Origin of the sequence: Paraburkholderia domus (genome assembly GCF_905220705.1) — a bacterium.
Classification (GTDB): Bacteria; Pseudomonadota; Gammaproteobacteria; order Burkholderiales; family Burkholderiaceae; genus Paraburkholderia; species Paraburkholderia domus.
On the sequence record NZ_CAJNAT010000086.1, the window covers coordinates 1 to 1,287 of the forward strand.

Here is a 1,287-nt window from a genome sequence, read left to right on the forward strand (position 1 = left end):
TGACCTTGCCCCTGTTTGACGAATCCCTTAGCCAAGCGAATTATGCGGCTTCACCTTGCTGAGCCGCGAACCAGTTCTTCTCGAATGTCATGGGGCTGACGTAGTCGAGTGTCGAGTGTAACCGGCGTGCATTATAAAAACCCAGCCAATCAATTACCTCATCCATTGCGGCTCGCCGCGTGGCGAAGTGCCTGCCGTGCATACGTGCTACCTTCAGCGAACCCCACAGACTTTCAGTCGGCGCATTATCCCAACAATCACCTCGTCGGCTCATCGATGGACGCATGCCATAGCCCTTCAGCGCGTCCTGAAACAAGCCGCTGCAATACTGGCTGCCCCGGTCGCTGTGCACGATTACCCCGGCGTCCGGACGGCGACGGAACCACGCCATACGCAGTGCGTCCGTAACCAGGTCCGCCTTCATGTGCGGTTGCATCGACCAGCCCACTACCTGCCGGCTGAACAGGTCGATGATGACCGCGAGGTACACCCAGCCTTCGGCTGTCGCCAAATACGTAATGTCGCTCGTCCAGACCTGGTTCGGTGCGGCGGCAGTGAAATTGCGCTCCAGCAGATTCGGTGCAACCGGCAAATCGTGATTCGAGTTCGTCGTCGCGATGTACTTGCGCTTGTGGCGGGCTCGAATGCCATGCTGGGCCATCAGCTTGCGAACCCGCTCCTTGCCCGCGCGCACGCCACGCGTAAGCAGTTCCTTCCACATGCGAGGCCCGCCGTATTCGCCCTTGACCTGCGTATGAATCGCCTTGATGTGTGCGAGCAGTGCGTCGTCGCTCACGCGGCTTCTGTGCGGTTTGTCCTGCGCGGTGCGTTGCCGATGTTGATGATATCCGCTGGGACTGACTTCCAGCACTTCGCATAGCACCGAGACCGGCCAGTGGCGTCGATTGCACTCGATGAACGCGTACTTCACATCGACTCCCTGGCGAAGTACGCGGCCGCTTTTTTTAAAATATCGCGCTCCATCTTCAGGCGAGCCACCTCGGCACGCAGCCGCGCCAGCTCCATCTGTTCCGGGCTCACAGGCTTCGCGCCGGCTCCCACCAGCTTGCCTTCCCGGTCAGCCTTCACCCAGTTGTACAGCGTCTGTTCGACCAGCCCCAGTGTCGCCGCCACCGCCGCCATGCTTTGCCCGGCCTTGACCAGTCGCACCGCTTCCAATTTGAACTCGAGCGTGTACTGCGCCCGCTTTGCCTTGCTTGTCATTGTTCTTCTCCTTGCTTGAGTTTACCTGCTCAGCAAGGGATTCGTTTTTCGGGGGCAAGCTCA

General features: G+C 59.6%; 1 protein-coding gene. It reads right to left on the reverse strand.

Annotation, left to right across the window (positions count from 1 at the left end):
- Positions 1-40 precede the first annotated feature (40 nt).
- Positions 41-1,224 (reverse strand): IS3 family transposase gene (locus tag KHO31_RS38975; protein WP_211626147.1). Its coding sequence is split into 2 segments (ribosomal slippage): positions 41-957 and positions 957-1,224, totalling 1,185 coding nucleotides; the frame shifts between segments, so codons are not numbered across the junction.
- Positions 1,225-1,287 lie beyond the last annotated feature (63 nt).